The sequence below is a fragment of the Candidatus Nitrosocosmicus agrestis genome, assembly GCF_008389435.1.
In the GTDB taxonomy this organism is placed as follows: domain Archaea; phylum Thermoproteota; class Nitrososphaeria; order Nitrososphaerales; family Nitrososphaeraceae; genus Nitrosocosmicus; species Nitrosocosmicus agrestis.
In genome coordinates this window covers 104,000-123,556 of record NZ_VUYS01000004.1, presented here as the reverse complement: position 1 = coordinate 123,556, position 19,557 = coordinate 104,000, and the positions used below count along the sequence as shown (strand labels likewise).

The following is a 19,557-nucleotide window of genomic DNA, read 5'->3' as shown; positions in this document are numbered from 1 at the left end:
TTTATTTGATCCGATTGTAATATACTCACTTTGGTATCATTGGGGATGCTTTTTGGTGTAAGTTGTTGATTTTGGGCAGGTTGAATATCTTAAATTGTCACTTGCTATTCCAGAAGGTTTAAAAGGTGAGTCTTTTACTATTGGAGCGGGACAGTAAATATCTTTACATGCGTCAGTATAGGAACTTAATGCATCTTGTATGTTGTGTTCATCTTTCTCACTTAATTTGACTCCCTGAAATCCCTTCTGAGCTTTCAAAGCTTTTATTAGGTCCCAGAGATTAGCGCATGCTTTTCTGTAAGATGTATCGTCAAATAAGAGTATATCAAATCCAAAATTTGCTATTGGCATCATCAATATGAAAGCAAATTCTATTGCAATAGCGATTGTTATATATTTCGTTTTGTATTATTTTGGAAATTCCTGTTATTTCCCAGATTTTGGTATGCGAGCAAAAATAGTAAGCATATCTACCCATTTCCTTGGGTCTAATATTCTAATAATTTGAGAATTTATGATTGATCAGTAATTCTATATTTCAGTAATCACAGAGCGATAGCCGGTGGGTTTAGTAATAGATATAATATCAGGATCAGTTGCGTAATGGGTATGAATCGAACAAGAACTCTATATTTGCGTCATTAGCGTCATAAGTATCATTAATTAGTTAGATTAACAAGAAGACTTACTCTTCAAACTTGATTCTCCTAACAGAACGATACATCTAGTTAGTGTGGTTATGAATAGAACTGTGAAGACACCTAGAAAAAAAGGGTGGGATAGAAAAAAGATGAGTAGTCCGTTCTCTCGTCCCCATTCTGTGTTATCTGAAACTTGTATAGGATAGACGCGTTTGCAACATAATGTACACAAACTAGTATCTAATGATAATAGAAATGAATTAGAATCATTAGAAAAAACCATTGTAGTAGTTCCGCATTTGGATTATCATATACAATTTTTTCGATTGCAGCGAATGTCCTCTTGGTATCTGGAATAAGAGTTTGTCTGGGCCCATAGAGAAGGTCCACCATGACAAGCAATGTGATAACCTTTAATTTTTACAACATCTATGTAAGTGAAAGTAAAGATATCTAATTCACTCTCTAGCGACGGTATGGGATGGAGGGTGACCATATCTATTTCACCTTTTTCGCCTCCATAATAGGCATCATTCTCTGGTTATTCTTTTATGCAGAAAATTACAATATTTATCAGAACATTGCCATAGTTGTTGTGATCTTCTTAGGATTTATCGCAGTAATGGCGGCCACTTGGGCCTCTTGGGGTATCAAGCGGAGTGGAGAGGGAAAATGGCGAAATAACAGTAATAAGGACGATATTGAATAAAATATGTCCGAATTGACATATGATGTGTATATTAATTTTCAATCTCTTGACAATTTTATAGTTCAATTTGCAAGAAAAGATACTATTGAGATAGTTTGTCTAAAGAGGATACAAATAGAAGATTCTGGATTTTGTTGGCTATTCTTGGCTCAATAGCAATAGTAGTTGAATACGCCGAAACGATGCTATTTCCTGCGATTCCAGATATAATCAAAGAATTCGAAATGAATTATAATTCTTCTTCATGGATTCTTTCAGGATATCTAATAACTGCAGCTGTAATGGCACCAATCGCTGGAAAATTATCCGACGTGTATGGAAAAAAAAGGTACTTGTAATTATTATGTCTATATTTCTAGCGAGTATAGCTTTGGCAGGTTTTAGCTTTGATGCAACGTTTCTTATAGCGTGTAGAATAATCCAGGGAGTCGGCCTCTCGATGTTTATTCTATCGCTTTCAATCCTGCAAACAGAGGTTCCAAAGGAAAAATATACACTCGCCAATGGGGTTTTAGCTTCATTATATTTTGCTGGCTCCTCCATAGGACTGGTATTAGGAGGAAGCATTGTCCACTACACCGACTGGAGGATAACTTTTTTTCCCCTTGTACCTCTCTTGGGAATTCTCTATTTGATTACCATCAAATATCTGAAGGTTCGAGAGGTCAAACAAAGCATAGATCAAAATGAATTAGATGGTACATCTTCTATTTCAGACAATTATGATACGCGGAAGCAGGAGATGCCCTCAACCTCCTCTTCGCCCTCATTCCCAGACAAGGATCTTCACAGATTCACTCAACCCAAACCAAAGAAAGTACCTTTAGATATCAAAGGTACATTACTATTAGGTACAAGCATAACTTTCCTTCTTCTTGGGTTGTCTTATTTGGCAGAAGACAATAAAGATTATGATTCAAATGACATTGCTTTGGAAAATGCTAATCTTGTTTTAGCTCTGGTTTTTTTTGCAGTTTCCATCATATCTATTATTATGTTTATAAAAATAGAACAAAAGGACAATAGTCCTTTACTAGATATCAAGTTTATTGCTAGCTGGAAAATCTTTGCTCCTTGTATTTTTAATTATGGGCTTTACAATGTTTATGATTTATCAGACTCTTCCTATTCTGGTAAAAGCTCCTTCCCCCATTGGATTTGGGGGGGGAAGCTCTCTAACATCATCAGCAGTTTTATTGCCATTTACAATTGTTTTTTTGATCATATCGCCTTTGGTAAGTAAAATAATTTCCAAGTTTGGTAACCTAAAGCCATTCATTGTTGCAAATTCAATAAGTCTAATCGGATTTGCAGGGATATTTGTTTCACATTCAGATGAATTTCAGGTTGGATTAAACTTGACTATTATAGCTACTGGGCTTGCAATGATAAATACTATTGCAATGAATGTAATATTGTTAATTACTCCAAAAAACTTTGGTGGAGTGGTTGTTGGTGTTGTGCAGGTTTTTATCTTTACAGGTATGGCTCTAAGTCCTATAATTAGTGGTTTATACATGCAAAATTACCAAACTCAATCAATGGATGGTTTAGAGGACATTTCTTTACCATCAAGTGAAGCATATCAATTAATATTTTTGACTGCAGTATTTGCATCCTGTATCTCATTAGCTATGGCCATTGTTATAATTAAAAAAGTTCCTTCTCAAGTTATCAAAATATGACAATTTAGGTACAATTAATTGTCAAGTCAAATTTACTTAAAATACCATCAAAGAGATGATGTCGTAATTCTATTTCCAACTGATATTTTCTCTCATTTTAAACTTTTGAGTCTTATTAAAGTAGTAAAATTGCAGCGGGCCAGGTAGGCTTCAGAAGATATCGGTCCTTTAAGATGGATTCTTTACCTTTAAAACCAATTGCAAATTTTAGATATAAAAAATATTTCATAGATTTATGCTTGCGAGCAAAATCTAAGTTCGAAGGCACAAGTACGACTCGATGACTAATTAGTTAATGGATCCTTCTAATCCTGTTCCTTCTACTTGGATAACCTCTCGGGTTAAGTAAAAAAGGAGGAAAAAGCAAATATATATACAGTTTATGAAAAACGTTATCGCCCTAATAGGAAGCGCCACGACGTCATCGACCAACCATAAACTGATGGAGCATATTAGGTCAGAAGCTAGGAATACTTTCCAAGTTACATTTTACGACCGTTTGAAAACGTTACCGCACTTCGACCCGCAGTTATCTCTGGAACATCCGCCATCAGAAATTATAAAGCTACGCAATCTAATCCATAATGCGGATGGAGTCATAATCAGTACACCGGAATACGTATTCAGCATACCCTCGGGGTTAAAGAACGCTATAGAATGGTGCGTGGCCACTACTGTCTTTTCCGGAAAGCCCTTAGGTATCATCACCGCTTCCACAAGCGGTACTAAATGCCATGAAGAATTGCAGTTGATCATGCGTACCCTTATGGCAAATTTTACACCTGAAACTACTTTACTGATCCAGGGGATTAAGGGTAAAATTGATGGACACGGAGTTATTATCGATATCCAGACCAAGGAGAGCTTACAGCGTCTAATAAAATCTCTGTCTACTTTGATTGGTACCGACTCACATTAAAATAGTAAAACATCCTAGGTTTGGCTATTGTGAGCCTTTAGCACAAAGAATTTTACTTATTAAATATTGTCACTAAGAAGAAAAACTGAATCGATGGATTCATTAATAGTTAAAATACGAGTCTAAAATCCTTTCAACCAATCATTGTTTAATTTATATCACTTTATACTCCGTTATGTCTATTCAAATAGTTTAATATAGCTCATTCAATTGTAATATAGTTTTAAATCATTAGTAAGACTGGAATCAATGTTTAATTGGAAGTGTCGGTATATGCCAATTCCTGAAAGAACTACCTAATTATTTCTGTTTGTCTGTGATGATTTTGATATCTTCTTTTGCTACTTTTGGTTTATTAGACTTTCATACAACATGGGCTCAATCTGTAATAAAAACCATAGATGTAGGTTGACTTTCCAGTTACATTGGAATACAATCCTATTAACAAATATGCCTATGTAGCAGATTTATACTCACATGACGTGTCTGTAATAAATAGTGCTACCAATAAGGTGGTTAAAACCATAGATGTGGGTGACTGGCCCTACGATTTAGAATACAGCCCTGGTAACAATAGAATGTATGTAGCGAATAGTGGCTCAGATACAGTATCAGTGATAAGTAGTTCTACTATAATTATTGGACCTGCAGCTGATGCAGGACCTAATCTGACAGTAGATAGTGGTAGCTTAGTTAGACTGGATGGTAGCAGTAGCAATAGTAGTTCGAACTCATCAGAAGATTCACTAACCTATAAATGGACTCAAACAGGTGGTCCCAGAGTAACTTTGAATGACCAAGCATCTCCAAATCCGACATTTACTGCTCCTAGGACAGCTGAGCAATCAGAAATTACTTTTAGCCTGCTTGTGACAGATGAAGAAGGTAATACTAGCGAACCTGATGAAGTTAAGATAACTGTAAATCCTCTTCGAATCAACACTTCTGAAAACGATGAGTCAAGAACACTCGGTGACGAAATCACAGGAATTTTAAGGAACCCGCTAAATGTAACCAACTCTATTGATTCTGCTGATAGATTAAGAGATATTTTGTCAGACAATAACTGAAACAGTTAGATACGATGGGCCAGTTGATCCCCACTGTATTTTAACAGCTAAATGGGAACGTATGATATAATCATAATTCGGTGGACTTCGAATCCATGAGGACATGGGAACTGTTAATTAAATAAATATTTTGGAAATGGTTTTAGTAATAGATATATTACGAGTCTAAATCTTCGCATTAATTGATTTGAATTTGAAAGCTGTTGATAAGGACCAGGTCCGATAAAGACTATATTTGACTATTATCTATCTAGCCTAAAAACAGCTTGTGAATACTTTCTTTGGTTACATATAATTTATACAATTCATCACCATTCACTATGAATATCTGTTGATGAGAATCAAATAACGCTATAATATCAAATATAGATGAATTTGTCAGGTCCTTTATTTTGTATGGACAAAATACGAGACCTTCCAGTTTATTTTGATCGTATGCTCTTTCAATCTCAATTGTTTCCTTAATGTCATGCTTTGCTATGTCATTAAGAAGAAAGTCAATACAACATAATTCCTTATTTTTAGACTTTTTTATAATACTATGCAAAACAGTACTAAAGTATTTCATGAGGTCTTTTTGTTCGGATTTGTGCTGTGCACCATCACTATCAATATCATACCAATTCAGATCTTTCAATATCTTTTCAAATTTTTTATTTGACGAGGATGGTATAAAACATTTGAACCATTTGTCGTTACCATGTGTGAACTTATTAATCGATTTTAACAATCGGATCATTGCTTTATCATCATCATAAAGTATCATATGATGTCTCTTTGGAATTTCCTTTTGTTTTTGAAGCCACTGATCTACTGCATCTTTTACCATGGAATTTATGGATACCCCTTTTTGTCTGGATAGATCTCCTAGTTGTGAGTGGGTGTCATGATCAAACCCGCGAATTACTAAAGTATGCGTCATTAATTATTATGCAACTGATATAAATATAAATGCTATCACACTAGCATAATTAGCTATCTTTAAATAATGCTAGTGTGATAGCATAGTTATGAGTAATTTATTATCTAAAATTAATTCAGAAAAACTCAATGAATTTATTGGAAAAGTTGTAAGCGATTGGGGTGGAGCAGAAGGGGTATTGATAACTTTCATTGGAGATAGGTTGGGATTGTTCAAAGCGATGACAGGAGCAGGTGAATTGACATCCGAAGAACTAGCACATAAAACTGGAACACATCCACGTATAATAAAAGAATGGCTCGCAGGCCAAGCAGCCGGAGGTTACGTTGTTTATAATCCTGATAATAGTACATATTTATTGCCTGATGAGCATGCTTTGGCACTTACAGATGAAAACAGTCCTGCATATGTAATAGGTTTTTACCAGTCTTTAGTTAGTCTTTTCAAGGACGAGGAAAAAATTATTCAAGCATTTAAAACTGGAAAAGGTCTTGGATGGGGAGATCATCACCATTATCTTTTTGAAGGAACAGAGAGATTCTTTAAACCAAACTATGTAGCTAATTTAATAAATAGCTGGATTCCTTCGCTTGAAAATGTAGAATCCAATCTTAAGAAGGGAGGAGCTAAAATAGCGGATGTTGGCTGTGGACACGGTGCTTCATCAATTCTGATGGCAAAAGCATATCCTAACTCAAAAATCATAGGATTTGATTCTCATAGACCGTCAATAGAATGGGCAAGAAGGGAATCTGAAAAAGAAGGATTGAAGAATGTAGAATTCGAGGTAGCAAACTCCACGAACTATCCAGGGGATGACTATGACTTGGTTACGTTCTTTGATTGCTTCCATGATATGGGCGATCCCACAGGGGCTGCTAAATATGTCCTCCAAACTCTAAGAAAAAGAAACGGTACATTGATGATAGTGGAACCTTTTGCCAATGATAGACTAGAGGACAATTTAAATCCACTTGGTAGGGTATTTTACTCGGTATCTTCTGTGGTATGCGTTCCTGCATCTTTAAACGAAAGTGGTCCAGGTCTTGGAGCACAAGCAGGTGAGCAAAGAATAAAAGAGTTAATAAAATCGGCAGGTTTTTCTAACGTTCGAAAGGCTACTCAAACCCCATTCAACTTGGTCTTTGAGGCTAAGCCTTAGAGTGTTGATAGATATGTTGGAGACAAATAATAAACGGTGTGATGATTCTAATAATAGGGATGATGCAAAATGAAATACTACAATATTCCATTTACGATCATTATCTAATAATGATTTGAATATCACCTTAACTAAGACCCGATTACAAAATTAACATCATGTAAATCAATTTATTTCATATATATTAAGCCATTCTTAGGATGTGGTTCCTATGTCAGGATCAAATCTTTTTGTCCTGAAAATAATTATGAATGTGAAATAGATGCGATGATTGACTAGGTATCCATTGAACAATAAATGGGAAATTACAATAAACTAAGAATTCTGTGGACTTCGAATCCATGAGATACATGGGATCTGTAACTATTATTTATTGTTTGAATTCAATGATTTGGTTAAACAAGGGTGTGATTTGTAAAAGTGGAAGTTTGGAATAGATTCATTAGCGATTATGAGGTTTAACTCAAATGTGAATTGGTTGTAGGTTAGCTTCGCATTAATAGATAAGGTAGTGAAGGATTAAAGTAATTTGTTGATTGTTAATCATTTATAATAATATATGAAAGAGATTCATTCTTTTTGAATAAAGAGGACATCGGCTTTACTAATGCAAAAAAGTTGTTATCTTTGTGTCTTATTTCTATAGAATACATTTCTATGGGATGTAGTACAGTATCCACAAAAATCTACAATACCGGGTTTGCCATGACACATGCATTCGCAATTATTTCCTAATGAAAATCTTTGTTTCATAATCCTATATATGGTCCATGCCTTATAATATTATGTAATTTTTTTCCAATAATCCGGTATTAACATCCACAAAGTGGACAACATGCACTAAGTATATTTTCTCTAAATTCTTGAATTTTGTCTTTAATCTGTTCTTTCTTTTCAAAAACCTTTTCTTTAATGTCTTGATTGACCGAATTATGATTCAGTAACGCATGACTTCCAGGAATATGTATTGATAATAACCCTGTCATTATAACTAATGTAGTTACATATACAAACATTGTTCTTGTTGTTTTGTAATTAAATTTCATATGATGTTTTCATTTAGAAAAATTCGTATATTTATGATGGGTAAATTTAAACTATGCCACAATAAAATAACAATATAATGATATAATGTTCTATTAATTTATCTTATGTCATAATTATCATTTATATCTATGTATATCTGACTTGTATTTTTGTTAGATGGAAGTAGTATACTATATTCATAATTATAAGCGACTTTCATTCTATTAACGAGTTCTGCTATCTTCATTCTTTCCATCCAATGTAGTCCTTTTTGTTGGATCTCTGTAAATTTCTTTATTTTTTCGATCATATCCCTTTGTTAATATTTCCCCTCCGATGCATTAGAAAAATTGGTAAAAGATAGATAATTTATGATGGATATATTACTTGAAATTTGGATTGTTTTATCATAGACTGTTGCCAAAACCTTTACATTAAATTTTAACAATGCTTAGGAGAAATTACGGAAGGACATTTTGGAATATTGGACAAAAAAGTTTAAAGTTATATTGACAAAATCAACAAGTAATTTTCGTTTATTATCTAATACAGTTTTTGGATTATTTTGCTGTAGTAATGCTTAAACTATGAGAGAAAAGTAACTTTATTCCCTGGTTGCCCTTGTGGGATGATTGATATTTGTTTTATCAGCCAGGGTATGATATGTTGGCATTTGTGTTTTAATTTTTTTTCTTTTTATCTATGGTATCACTCAAAGAAAAATCATCTTTGCAGATCTTAGTGAAATCAACGTTCGATTTCCTTTTATTTCCTTATTCCCACAGTTCTTTAGAAACTGCATATACCAATATAGATATCTGGACAAGAAAAGACAAGGATATTACGTATCTAGGAATCTTGTAGTGGTTATCATTTGATTAAACTCCTCACCCTGGTAGTTTGAATATCGAAGACTAGGAGTAATCAACCTGTATATCTTAAAAGACAGTTTTCAAATATATCAAGTCGTCATATTTTTAATTCTTTTTTGCTCAAGTTCTGAATATAAAATTATATCTAATTCAATCACTCTATTGGGAAGCAGATGGTATACAAATGACACCATTATTCAAAGGTTTCATCAATTGCTGATAGGAATAATAAGATGGCTGAGTATCTATGTAGATAATTTCTGACTAATTTTTTGACTTTTTGACTATGGTTGTGACTATTTTGACTGATAAATTAAATAACCTTGTAAAACTATTACATCTATACAAATACAACAGCAAATTAATGACTAAAATAACTGGAGAGGTAAAAGTTGGAATTATTCTTGTTAATTATATTATTAACCTAGGTCTTAAAATGGGAAGAGATATCAAACGGGCCCGGTGGGCTTCAGGACGATATCAGTCCTTGAATGTGGGTTCTATTTTTAACTATCAAATACTAAGTCTGAACCATTATGTATTTCAATCAATTAGTGGTAGAATCGACCTCACTTTTATTACATTGGTTTCACTCTTATGAATGATAAACAAATAAGACTAGTGATATTCAGAATTAGACATAATATTGAGTTGTGATGATTTGAGAATTGGTCAACCTTTAAACTTCATGATATTGAATTTACTGTAGGAAAGAAATTACCAACTGAAGTTTTGTAAATATTTGAATTCTCCTTACCAATCTGATTGACCCTAAGCACAAAATTTCTTACTGTAGTATTGGTAATAGACTCGCTAAATGTACTATATAAAAAGAATCACCCAATTATGCTATTATTCTATTAGTATTTTCAGAGTTACTTGGGGTATTATCAGATTTACTTTGATCCATTATGCCTAGATATGCATATAAAACTTCATTTTTATATTTATAAATATGATTTGAAGAATGTTTTTTAAGTATAATTAATAGTAATTGTTATATTCTAAAATTTAGATGAAAAATTGATGAATTTAGATAATGTCAAGTATTTGTCTTTGATCATTTTTGGAAGTTTGTCTATAATATGCTTTTTACACTCTCTTCAAAATGTGCTTGCGGAAGAGGTTATTGATACTATTGTTGTAGGGGATGGACCTAAGAATCTAGCTTTTAACCCTGATAATAATTATGTATATGTAACGAATTTTGATTCTAATGACGTATCTGTGATTGACAGTGTTACAAATCAAGTAATAGATACTATCGCAGTTGGAAATGATCCTGATGACGTCGCATACAACCCTGATAATGGGGACATATACGTTACAAATTCTGATACGATTTTTCCCGAAGAGAATGGAAGTGTCTCTGTGATTGACGGCTCTACAAATCAAGTAATAGATACTATAAAAGTAGGAAAACAACCTCAAGGCATTATATTTAATCCCGAAAATAACAATATGTATGTAGCTGTTCATGATAGCCGTACTGTATCTGTTATTGACAGCGATACCAATACAGTAATACAAAATATTACGCTAGGTGCTCCTATAGATAGTAAACACCCTAATTATATTGCTTATAATCCTGACAATGGCAATATGTATGTAACATCAACATTCGGAGATGACGAAGTCGCAGTTATTGATAGTTCTTCAAATTCTGTTATTCAATATATTCCTCTTCCTGAGGGTAGTCTTCCACAAGAAATTGCGTATAATCCTGACAATGGCAATATGTACTTAGCAATGCAGAATAAAGATTCTGTCGCATTAATTGATTCATCTGATAATACAGTAATTGGTAATATACCTGTTGGGAACAGTCCGAGAGGAATTTCTTATAATCCTGACAATGGCAATATGTATGTCACTGATTGGGGTTTACCATTTGAATTATCGATAATAAATGGTTCAACAAATACTGTGTTGGAAACAGTGGATGTTGGAAATGCACCTCTAGGAATAGTTTATAATCCTTATAATAATGATATGTACGGAACAAATGATGCAGAATCCGATACCGACACTGTATTTGTACTTGGAACTACCTCATCTACACCCACCGCAAACGCAGGAACTGATCAAACTGTATCTAGTGGAGATAGTGTCCAGCTAGATGGCAGTGGCAGCACAGATCCTACTAACTCTCCTTTGACTTTTCAATGGACTCAAACAGCTGGTCCATTAGTTACTCTGGATAATTCTACATCGATGAATCCTTCATTTTCAGCTCCAGCTTTACAATCAACAAATGTCATAGTATTCCAACTCGTTGTAAGAAACGAAAATGGTGTTGAGAGTCAACCTGACAGTGTAACGATAAATGTCAATCCTGTTTCTACTATCCCTACAGCAAACGCAGGAACTGATCAAACTGTATCTAGTGGAGATAGTGTCCAGCTAGATGGCAGTGGCAGCACAGATCCTACTAACTCTCCTTTGACTTTTCAATGGACTCAAACGACGGGACCAAATGTCATTTTAGATGATTCGGCTGCAGTAAAACCTACTTTCGTAGCTCCGAGAACAACAGAAAATAGCATCACCATTACATTCCAGCTTGTAGTACTAAATGATCATGGTATGCAGAGTCAACCTGACAGTGTAACAATAATAGTTCAACCTAAGACAATTGAGAATATTGTAACAGACATAATCAAAAATCCCGCTGATGTAGACAACACCATTAAATCCTCAAAGGATATAAAAGATACATTATCAAACAACAAACCTCACAATACTAAGGGAGTTTGTAACTTCTTCGGTAAGATAAGCGATAAAGAGATTTTGAAAAACAGTTTCTTTTGCAAGGACCTGTGAGATGTTATTAAGGGAATTTTGATCTCCCCTCTTTTATGATCTACTCTAAAGATGGCCTACATATATTTCACTAATACTTTATTGATACTATTACTGTTGATTGTGACTGCAATTTTTATATAGAAAAACTAACTAGCTTTTTAGTTGATAATTCATATTTCTTCTAAACTTTCAAAATTATTGTCAATAATTTTGGATGGTTTTCTAGTGTCATTGGCACACTTCTAATGCAATACACTGATCTATAGCACTTTGAATATTCTGTATCTGTTGCCGCGATTGTTCTAATGCATCACCTGGATTACCAAAAGTGAAAGATGGATCTTGAATCTTTGGACATGGGAGATTAGCTAATTTAAGTGTAGAGCAATACCCGCCTGGGTCATCTGAAAGTAGCATATTTTCACACCTTTCCTTTGAAAAACCTGACTGAATGCAATTGTCAATTAACCCTGCGCTTGATTGTTCTACAGGAGGCAAATTTTCATTACCCTGTGGTATAGGTTGAAAGTTATTCTGTTCTGTTTCTAAAGGACCTTTTTCGATGATCCCTTCTGCATCTTCTCTATCTTCGTCTGGAATAGAATCATAGAGATCTTCGTTCACTTCTACAATTGCATTTGGGAATACCTCTGATAATTTCTCTGCTTCTTCTTCATCCGGCAACACGCATCTATGTTCGTAACTATAGCCACAATGTTTTGGTAATTGAGCATATGTATTTGCTGTCAGCCCAACTGATGAAAAGATGAGAGATAAAGTAACCGCAAGTAATAGCAATACATTAGGATTCATCTTTAATCTTCGTTTCCATTAATGAGAATTTCAATTTCGTCTGCATGTTCTTGGCCAAATGGACTTAGCCATTGCATATCATGAGCGTGTTGTTCTTCATTAGATGCATCATACAGATGGTACGGGTCCACTCCAACAACCGCCAAAGGTGATGCTTCAAGAACTATTGACAACTCTTTAAATGTTTTTACAAAACATGGTGCTAGTGGATGACATAGCACATAAGTCTCCCCATCTCGTTCAAACTGAGGCCATTCTTCGGGCTGTTTGACTAACTTTGCCAAAAGAGAATTACCATGAAATTTTATATTAACCACTGTATCATCATTATCTCTTTCATCTGAGTCACTTATTGAACCAAAATCAGATTCTGGATCTAACGTAGAGGCGTTCACGCGTGTTGTAATTGAAATCGAACTGATTAAGAGTACTGAAATCAAAAAGATTGATAACATATTATTAAACCTTGACCTCGCTATCTTTTGCAAAGATTTGGCTATGGGCCGGAGATAATAATATCGACTGTTGAAATAATCCTCCAAAGCTCTTCTATCCCCAAGCAGAAGAGTTTCAGATAATGAACTTAAAGTTAGTTTCTTGGACAATATTTGATTGAGACAATAGTAATAATAATAATGATAATTTGCATTGATTTGGCTTGAACTCATAATTGGGGTACATGGACTTCTCCTCACATTTCGGTATAAATAAAGTCTTGCTATTAAGGTTTTTGAAGATAATTCATTTAGGCGAGTTCAGTTATAGTATATTTCCAATTGTTATTTAAATCGCATATTTTCATCTATAAACAAAGTCATTTGTAATGTTTTATTGGCAGGATACTGTGGCCTATGATAATTCTAATATGCATATTTAATTAATTTTTGGAAAATCTTTGGATGAATATTCCTTTATATAGTAATGAAGTTATCACCAGTTTTGTATTCTTCTAAATGCGAAATTTAATAAATTAGAAATTGAATAAAAAATATTGTAACAATATATTGAAGGTAGAAAATTTTGGCTCTGTTCAGTTAACGATAAGCCTATAGCTTGAAAGCATTCCATTTCTTTTATGCTTACTAGAAACAGAACGCCTTCAAAGTATGTATATTATGGGTTGCATTTGTACTTTTCAGGCCTATCCTTAAGGAAAGCCTCGGAAAGATTATCTCAGATATACAAGAGAAATCACGTTTTCTTTGCCAAAAGTGGAATTGGATTCAAAATTACAAGCCTCAAAAGCTGAAGTCAACTAGAAGAAGAGTTCTAGAGTATATAATAGATGAGACCATGTTGAAGGTGGGATCAGAGTTTGTCTGGCTCTGGGTTGCAACTGAACCCGAAAACAGGCAAATTCTCGCACTTCTTTTTTTTGCTAATAAATCTAAAGAAAGAAACATGTTTGTATCTGAAAGATTCATTTCAGGTTTAGTCAAGATTCATGGAATTCATCCCGTTTCGACTGATGGTGAAGGTACTTGGTATCCAATGGCCTGTAGATTCTTAAATCTCGATCATCACATTCATTCCTCTCTGGAGAAAAGTTTGATTGAAAGAAAGATGCAATACATAAAAGACAGAACGGAAAGTTTCGATGACTACTTTCCTTGTAGAATAAAGAATTGCAAGTTAAAGCATGTACGGAATTGGCTGCGGCTCTTTGTAGACTATCATAACAATGAAATAAAACATATTAAGTGAACAGAGCCAAAATTTTTGATCACTTGCTATGTCATAGGCTTGTAATAACTCTATATCAAAATGAATAACCTTCTTCCATCGTGTTAACACTCAGGTAATAAGCTGCATAGATTTCCTTATATTACCAAATTTTCTGGACGACTTGTAGGCATGCTCATTATCACCTTCGATTTGATGGAAAAGATAGCATATTTTATGATTATTGAATGAAAATCGGCATAATTTGATCTGACGATTACAAGATCCTTTTCGTCAATGTTATGAGGTAAACCCATTTATGGAAATGGTCTGAACGAATCAACCATGGAATTGAATATATCGGTATAATCTGAACTTAATTTATCTCTGATAACATGCACCATGGCATATAGATAATCATTTGTATCTATAAAAACAAATCTGTCCAAAACTATCCTGTCGTCATAAGAAATAGAGACTGAGTAGAACTGTACATATTCTTTATCGTCATAGCTGGTGGGTGGAAATATAGCGTAATCTTTATTGCTCTTGAGAATAGAAGACATCATCATAAATGTCAAATCAACATCATCTCTGCCAGTATTTTCAAGGATATCTTTTGATTGCTTTAACACATAAAATCCCTCATCCTTTATCAATGGACTTGTTATAATCAAATTGTTATCAAATAATTTGCCTTCTAATCCTGAAGGAATGTTCAAGTAGTAGCCTAATTTACCCCAGGTAGATTCTGAAATTGATTGGCCTTCATTCCCTCCTACGATGGTACCATAAACAGGGAAGATGTGAATAAATGAGAATAAGAAAATCAAAATAAAAAAAATACTATATGCATTTTTAGTCAATTGTATACATGCAATAGCATTGGTTTATTTATACTTTGTCCATTTTTCTACAAGACTGTATTATCTATTTGTCGTTCCGCTAGAAAGTAAATATAATAATGCAAAATGCAGAACAGTACTCCATAGGTGACCTGGTACGATACCGGTGATACAATTGAAAGTTATTTCGGTATAATGAAGCATAGAGTTCTACTACTAAATGTCGTTATTGTAGGAATATGGTAATTTCAAAGGAAATTAAACCATCTTGAATAACATTTACATTTTAAAGAAATAGACTAATGGATCAATTACTATCAATAACTCTAATTGCCATTATCATCATAAAGTAATATCATATTGATATTAGTTACCGAATCCCATAAAATCACTATAGCCTTGATAGGGGGTGGTCTATTTCGACATTTAAAGGAGAAAAAAAATCACTACCAAATATATATAAATTTTTATCAAAGACTCCGCATATCTAATTTTACTTACATTGATTTGGAAGTAGCAAGGAGCGTTCAAAATGGATCAAATAAAAGATGATTTATTATCATTGATGGTTTAGTTTCGTTTCATTTTATATCGCCTTGTTAGCATTTATTTGGGTATGTGATAAACCACTGAGAATGTCATCCCCAGAACTTTCTGTTCTAATAGCCTCCTTGAGGCTTTCACCATACTGACCGCCAGACTAATCTGCAATATTCGCTGGGCCTACATAGTAATCCGCGCCGTATGATTTAGATAATTCACCATTTTGTATACGTCTGCTTCTGTAGGTTTAAACTAGTCTCGCTTAACTAGGATTTTTTGTACAATAATGTTTAATTGATTTTTGTATTTAGATTATCTTCTATTATTTTAATCGTATATGGGTATGAATGAGAATTGTATTTGATTTCCTCTATATTTTACTGCTTTGCTGCCTATTTTGCACTGAATCCTAAAATATGGTCAAATTTTATACGGGCCCGGTGGGCTTCGAATCCATGAGGTACATGGGAACTTTTAATTAATTAATTTTAGTATTAGGAAATCAATTTAGTTAGTTGTGGCTCAAAATTGATTATAATGCCATTCACGATTCTTTAGTATTGTTTTATTCACACATTAAGAATACTAGTGCCAAGTATTATTCTGTACATCAACATGTTTAAAAAGAAAATCCTAGTTTAGAAGTATTAAAGGTATCAATATCTTACGGCGCCGTCAACTTTCAGATATGGTTTTCAAGTCTCATGCTTTTGTGCCTACAGTCCTTGGAGCAAGTAGTATGCTACTATATTGTTTTTTTGACGATAGATACTTATCACATGAATGTAGCCTTTAATACTATTTCTCTAGGGTATCTGTTAATAATATTGGAACTAAAGTTAATAAATAATATACTTGATTCACTATAGAATAATAAAATAATCACACCAATAGTTCTCCAGGAATATATCATATTTTTTGATAATTATGATACCAAATATGCCTACTACAGGACTGCCAATTTTACAGAGACTCCGCTAGCGATCAATATTACTGATAATAATAAAAATGGATTTAAATTCCATGAGTTTATGAACGTAATGTTTTATTTAAAAGATCCTGAACAAATGTAGCTATTCCAATATATCATTTTTGCAGCAACTTGTCAATTGACCGTTTTACTTTCCGATAAAACTTATCATTACTAGAAGTCCTTTTAATAGTAACACTAATTATTAACAATATTTAAATTCTATGCTTAAATATTACATCGGTGGGAAATTTGATTTGTAAGATATATTGCAAAATCCATTTTACATCCAAGCTCTGATCATGAAGCTGGATTATTGTCCCTGTAAACCAAATCTGATCTCATGCTCACCTAAAGTGAGTCTCAGTGGTATAGGAATTTTAGTAGTTATTGAAATCTTTTGCATATGTTTAAGAATTTCATTAGTTTTTGAACAATACAATAAGTATCATTATTTTGATCTCTCATCCATTCTGCTTGAATTCCAATATTAAGGATATACATATCATTTTCCACTAAATTTCTTAAATCGAAAGAGATACTTGATTTATTGCTGTCTTTTGTTAATTTTATTTACGAGATAATAAATTGTCAATATTTTTCAAGTTTCAGAAAATAAGGATGAAGGATTAATCCGGTGTGACGTTAGTGGATCGAAATAGGGGATTCTTATTAGTAAGATTAATTGCAGTAACATATTATTAGAACTCAATGGGCTTCAAATGTATTAAGTAAATGAGAACTAGTAATCAATTAAGTTTTAGCTATGGACTCGGATTACTCATTCCCTGAGATGATTGTAGACCACAAATATATTATCATTAGTCTATTGTGTTACTACTCCTATAATTGATTGATTGCCAAAATGATTTTTGATTTTAGCGGGATCAAAATACACTGAAATATTCTTTTCACCCAATGTAATGGTGGTAGGTTCTTCGGAGACAAAAGTTCCTTTATCCATCGTAAGGGTTGTTGTACCCTTTATGACAGTAGAGTTAGTTTGATTAAATGGTGCATATGGTATGGTAAGATCACTAACTGTATGTTGATGACCTTCCGAGCCATTTGGTTTTGCCATATTTATGACTGCATCAAAAGTAAGTACCACTGAGGGAGACTCTTTAAACGACCAATTCCCTGTATCGGTCCAATCCGGGTTGCCCGATGTATCAGATTGTGTATAATTAAAAGTTCCTTTTTTTGTTATATTTTGTACCTGAGCATTTGTCAAATATGGACTATGAGTGAATATTATTACTACTAGAACTAAAGATAAAGCCAATATCAATAAGACAAATACAACAGAACTATTTCGATTATATGATCTTTTAAAGTGATGCTTTGACATGGATTTGTTTCTGATTGAAGCAAAATTACCTGTATTAATTTTACTCACGTAATTATCTCAATTTCCCTCTTTGAACGCTAGTCACTTGGTATGTCGTTATGAACTATTTTTAAATCTCCTGCAAGATTTACCCTGGAAATGTTTTCCAAAGAAGTCGATTCATTTAATGGATTCTCCGTATTTGTCATTTTATTTGAAGGCGTAGTATTCACTTGTTTATAAGATGCGTTTAATTCGATTTGTTTTAACAATGTTTGATTTGTAGGTGTTTTTAGAAGAGTGTTGTTTGTGTTATGGATAAATGTAATGTTGTTGCTTTGATCCTCCTGACTTATTACATCAAAATATCCCATCCATCCCAAATCTGAAAATTCGTTTATATGAGAATGAAACATGTATTTTCCTATGTATGGATAATTGAATTCAACTATTCCTCTATCTCCTTGTCCCAACGTCAAAATATCATTGACAAAGGAGGGGGTTTTAGAAGTACCACTTGGATAATATTTGAAAACATTACCATGAAGGTGAAACGAATTTACTGGGTCGAATTCCAACATATTGATAAGATATATCCTATAGTTTGCATTTTGGTGTAACTGAATGGGATTGTCCACATAATCAAAGGCTTTTCCGTTTACTGTATATACTTCATTTACATGTTCAAAGGCCTGAGGCATGTAGTCTTCTGCATACTCTTGAGGCGTTGGAATGCGACTGGGACCAACCCCCTCTTTCTCGTAATCTAAATCATATCCATTCATCATCATTACCAGTTCTGTCATATTTGGTCTTGGTGTTTTTGGATCTATAATAAAGGCACCATAAAGTCCATTGTTTATGTGCTGATCAATGGGTGACGAATGACAGTGATATGGATATACACCATAAGGACCTGCTTTAAAAATATAAGTAAAGTTTTGTCCTGGTTCTATATACCCGCTCGGTCCATTGACTCCATCCCTATCTCCTGGATGAATGGAATGCATATGCATTGAATGAGTGTGGTTATTTTGTGGCGGATTGATTACGTTTATTTTTACAATGTCTCCCTCAGTTACTCTCATTGTGGGTCCAGGTATAGTACCATTGAACGTCCACGCGGGAGTAAAAATCAATCCATTATTTGCAATAGGTATAGAGCTGTTTTCATCCACAATTAGAGTAAATTCCCTAGTAGTTTGATTCTTATTACTACTGTTACTATTATTTTTGTCGCTAGAAATTACATGACCACAATTAAAGAACGTTAAATATTCTATGGATGTGGGTCTTTTATCAGTATCCGTGGTACAGGTCTTTATTTTATCATATTTTGCTACTGAGAGAGTTTGATTTTTTAGATCAAAATTTTTTTGTGTTAATGTATTGTTTATATTTATCACTCCTTTGGTAGATGCATTGAAATATCCACTCTTGCCCATGCTTAGCATGGAACCGTGAATAGGACTGGAGTAAAGTGATACTGAAGTTATTAATAAAAATGAAAACAATGCAAGAGCGTATTGCTTCATGTTGGGACAAATATTAGTCATTGTCAATATCTCCGTCTGCCTATTTCC

At 33.5% G+C, this 19,557-nt stretch carries 19 protein-coding genes and 1 pseudogene; 11 read left to right on the top strand and 9 right to left on the bottom strand.

Annotated features, from left to right (window positions below):
* Window positions 1-36: 36 nt before the first annotated feature.
* On the bottom strand, window positions 37-357 hold the full coding sequence (locus tag F1Z66_RS03345; RefSeq protein WP_149862191.1) for a hypothetical protein: 321 nt from the start codon (window positions 355-357) through the stop codon (window positions 37-39).
* Window positions 358-1,122: 765 nt separating this feature from the next.
* On the opposite strand from F1Z66_RS03345, the gene F1Z66_RS03340 reads away from it, so the two are divergent.
* The 5 genes and pseudogenes from F1Z66_RS03340 to F1Z66_RS03315 all read left to right on the top strand — a co-directional run bounded on the left by F1Z66_RS03340 (window position 1,123) and on the right by F1Z66_RS03315 (window position 5,024).
* The gene (locus F1Z66_RS03340) at window positions 1,123-1,350 is read left to right on the top strand and encodes a hypothetical protein (protein WP_149862190.1); all 228 of its coding nucleotides are present in this window, start codon (window positions 1,123-1,125) and stop codon (window positions 1,348-1,350) included.
* Window positions 1,351-1,532: 182 nt separating this feature from the next.
* Window positions 1,533-2,593: pseudogene (locus tag F1Z66_RS03330) on the top strand (MFS transporter).
* Complete coding sequence (locus tag F1Z66_RS03325; protein ID WP_438502937.1) at window positions 2,478-3,035, top strand: MFS transporter; 558 nt, start codon at window positions 2,478-2,480, stop codon at window positions 3,033-3,035. The pseudogene F1Z66_RS03330 and the gene F1Z66_RS03325 overlap by 116 nt, the downstream one beginning before the upstream one ends.
* A 382-nt stretch (window positions 3,036-3,417) precedes the next feature.
* The gene (locus F1Z66_RS16195) at window positions 3,418-3,954 is read left to right on the top strand and encodes an NADPH-dependent FMN reductase (RefSeq protein WP_149862186.1); all 537 of its coding nucleotides are present in this window, start codon (window positions 3,418-3,420) and stop codon (window positions 3,952-3,954) included.
* 425 nt (window positions 3,955-4,379) lie between these two features.
* Window positions 4,380-5,024 (top strand): YncE family protein, encoded by a 645-nt coding sequence (locus tag F1Z66_RS03315; RefSeq protein WP_149862185.1) that lies wholly within the window; start codon window positions 4,380-4,382, stop codon window positions 5,022-5,024.
* Window positions 5,025-5,274: 250 nt separating this feature from the next.
* Here the strand turns inward: F1Z66_RS03315 and F1Z66_RS03310 are convergent, their stop codons facing one another.
* Window positions 5,275-5,946: a hypothetical protein gene (locus tag F1Z66_RS03310; protein WP_149862184.1), complete on the bottom strand. Its 672-nt coding sequence runs from the start codon at window positions 5,944-5,946 to the stop codon at window positions 5,275-5,277.
* A gap of 88 nt (window positions 5,947-6,034) precedes the next feature.
* Here F1Z66_RS03310 and F1Z66_RS03305 point away from each other — a divergent pair, with 88 nt between their 5' ends.
* Window positions 6,035-7,108, top strand: coding sequence for a class I SAM-dependent methyltransferase (locus tag F1Z66_RS03305; RefSeq protein WP_149862183.1), 1,074 nt, complete (start codon window positions 6,035-6,037; stop codon window positions 7,106-7,108).
* A gap of 579 nt (window positions 7,109-7,687) precedes the next feature.
* On the top strand, window positions 7,688-7,843 hold the full coding sequence (locus F1Z66_RS15220) for a hypothetical protein (protein WP_154670477.1): 156 nt from the start codon (window positions 7,688-7,690) through the stop codon (window positions 7,841-7,843).
* Window positions 7,844-7,920: 77 nt separating this feature from the next.
* On the opposite strand, the gene F1Z66_RS03300 is transcribed toward F1Z66_RS15220, so the two are convergent.
* Window positions 7,921-8,154 carry a hypothetical protein gene (locus tag F1Z66_RS03300; protein ID WP_149862182.1) on the bottom strand — a complete coding sequence of 78 codons (234 nt, stop codon included), beginning with the start codon at window positions 8,152-8,154 and terminating at the stop codon, window positions 7,921-7,923.
* A gap of 98 nt (window positions 8,155-8,252) precedes the next feature.
* Complete coding sequence (locus F1Z66_RS03295) at window positions 8,253-8,444, bottom strand: hypothetical protein (protein ID WP_149862181.1); 192 nt, start codon at window positions 8,442-8,444, stop codon at window positions 8,253-8,255.
* Window positions 8,445-9,307: 863 nt separating this feature from the next.
* Between F1Z66_RS03295 and F1Z66_RS03290 the strand changes: the two genes are divergently transcribed.
* Window positions 9,308-9,607, top strand: a complete 300-nt coding sequence (locus F1Z66_RS03290; RefSeq protein WP_149862180.1) for a hypothetical protein — start codon at window positions 9,308-9,310, stop codon at window positions 9,605-9,607.
* Window positions 9,608-10,032: 425 nt separating this feature from the next.
* Window positions 10,033-11,829 carry a PKD domain-containing protein gene (locus F1Z66_RS03285; RefSeq protein ID WP_149862179.1) on the top strand — a complete coding sequence of 599 codons (1,797 nt, stop codon included), beginning with the start codon at window positions 10,033-10,035 and terminating at the stop codon, window positions 11,827-11,829.
* Window positions 11,830-12,039: 210 nt separating this feature from the next.
* Here the strand turns inward: F1Z66_RS03285 and F1Z66_RS03280 are convergent, their stop codons facing one another.
* Window positions 12,040-12,624, bottom strand: a complete 585-nt coding sequence (locus F1Z66_RS03280; protein ID WP_149862178.1) for a hypothetical protein — start codon at window positions 12,622-12,624, stop codon at window positions 12,040-12,042.
* 2 nt (window positions 12,625-12,626) lie between these two features.
* A complete protein-coding gene (locus F1Z66_RS03275) occupies window positions 12,627-13,292 on the bottom strand; it encodes a hypothetical protein (RefSeq protein ID WP_149862177.1) in 666 nt (221 codons plus the stop codon).
* A gap of 407 nt (window positions 13,293-13,699) precedes the next feature.
* On the opposite strand from F1Z66_RS03275, the gene F1Z66_RS15215 reads away from it, so the two are divergent.
* Complete coding sequence (locus F1Z66_RS15215; RefSeq protein ID WP_154670476.1) at window positions 13,700-13,873, top strand: hypothetical protein; 174 nt, start codon at window positions 13,700-13,702, stop codon at window positions 13,871-13,873.
* A 53-nt stretch (window positions 13,874-13,926) separates the two neighbouring features.
* Entirely contained in the window at window positions 13,927-14,328 is a 402-nt protein-coding gene (locus F1Z66_RS03270) for a hypothetical protein (protein ID WP_195907458.1), read from the top strand.
* A 275-nt stretch (window positions 14,329-14,603) separates the two neighbouring features.
* Here F1Z66_RS03270 and F1Z66_RS03265 read toward each other — a convergent pair whose 3' ends face one another.
* The 3 genes from F1Z66_RS03265 to F1Z66_RS03255 all read right to left on the bottom strand — a co-directional run bounded on the left by F1Z66_RS03265 (window position 14,604) and on the right by F1Z66_RS03255 (window position 19,530).
* Window positions 14,604-15,152: a hypothetical protein gene (locus tag F1Z66_RS03265; RefSeq protein ID WP_149862175.1), complete on the bottom strand. Its 549-nt coding sequence runs from the start codon at window positions 15,150-15,152 to the stop codon at window positions 14,604-14,606.
* 2,318 nt (window positions 15,153-17,470) lie between these two features.
* Entirely contained in the window at window positions 17,471-18,043 is a 573-nt protein-coding gene (locus F1Z66_RS03260; protein WP_149862174.1) for a hypothetical protein, read from the bottom strand.
* A gap of 29 nt (window positions 18,044-18,072) precedes the next feature.
* Window positions 18,073-19,530, bottom strand: coding sequence for a multicopper oxidase domain-containing protein (locus F1Z66_RS03255; protein WP_230207428.1), 1,458 nt, complete (start codon window positions 19,528-19,530; stop codon window positions 18,073-18,075).
* Window positions 19,531-19,557: the final 27 nt, after the last annotated feature.

Bases quoted from the DNA above. Each gene is read 5' to 3' on its own strand.
- F1Z66_RS03340 (WP_149862190.1), top strand. From the start codon at position 1,123: ATGGAGGGTGACCATATCTATTTCACCTTTTTCGCCTCCATAATAGGC.
- F1Z66_RS16195 (WP_149862186.1), top strand. From the start codon at position 3,418: ATGAAAAACGTTATCGCCCTAATAGGAAGCGCCACGACGTCATCGACC.
- F1Z66_RS03310 (WP_149862184.1), bottom strand. From the start codon at position 5,946: ATGACGCATACTTTAGTAATTCGCGGGTTTGATCATGACACCCACTCA.
- F1Z66_RS03305 (WP_149862183.1), top strand. From the start codon at position 6,035: ATGAGTAATTTATTATCTAAAATTAATTCAGAAAAACTCAATGAATTT.
- F1Z66_RS03300 (WP_149862182.1), bottom strand. From the start codon at position 8,154: ATGAAATTTAATTACAAAACAACAAGAACAATGTTTGTATATGTAACT.
- F1Z66_RS03295 (WP_149862181.1), bottom strand. From the start codon at position 8,444: ATGATCGAAAAAATAAAGAAATTTACAGAGATCCAACAAAAAGGACTA.
- F1Z66_RS03285 (WP_149862179.1), top strand. From the start codon at position 10,033: ATGAATTTAGATAATGTCAAGTATTTGTCTTTGATCATTTTTGGAAGT.
- F1Z66_RS03280 (WP_149862178.1), bottom strand. From the start codon at position 12,624: ATGAATCCTAATGTATTGCTATTACTTGCGGTTACTTTATCTCTCATC.
- F1Z66_RS03275 (WP_149862177.1), bottom strand. From the start codon at position 13,292: ATGAGTTCAAGCCAAATCAATGCAAATTATCATTATTATTATTACTAT.
- F1Z66_RS15215 (WP_154670476.1), top strand. From the start codon at position 13,700: ATGCTTACTAGAAACAGAACGCCTTCAAAGTATGTATATTATGGGTTG.
- F1Z66_RS03255 (WP_230207428.1), bottom strand. From the start codon at position 19,530: ATGACTAATATTTGTCCCAACATGAAGCAATACGCTCTTGCATTGTTT.